The organism is Sulfitobacter sp. 15WGC (assembly GCF_005068605.1).
Classification (GTDB): Bacteria; Pseudomonadota; Alphaproteobacteria; order Rhodobacterales; family Rhodobacteraceae; genus Sulfitobacter; species Sulfitobacter faviae.
The window spans coordinates 1-254 of sequence record NZ_SZNL01000142.1; the positions used below are offsets into that span (position 1 = coordinate 1).

The following is a 254-nucleotide window of genomic DNA, read 5'->3' on the forward strand; positions in this document are numbered from 1 at the left end:
CCTTGCCCGTGTCGCGGAACATGTTGCGCGGGAATTGATCGGTCAGGATCAGAAAGGCCAGCGCGTCGGTGGGATTGGTCAGCCAATGGTTCAGCTTGCCAGCCTGCGCCTCATCCCAAAGCCCCTCAAACGCGCACGGATATCGGCATCCAGCGTTTCGGAACTGTTGTACCATCCGGCCGGACCTACGTCTTCGAGCCAGAAATTCAGTACATCTTGGGGTTCTGCATTTGTGGCAGCCATCCCGCACACTC

At 58.3% G+C, this 254-nt stretch carries 1 protein-coding gene; it reads right to left on the bottom strand.

Translation table 11 applies throughout. From position 1 onward, the window contains the following. On the bottom strand, positions 1–175 hold a 175-nt coding region (locus FCK22_RS18310), incomplete at its 3' end, for a DUF924 family protein (RefSeq protein WP_248646602.1). Positions 176–254 lie beyond the last annotated feature (79 nt).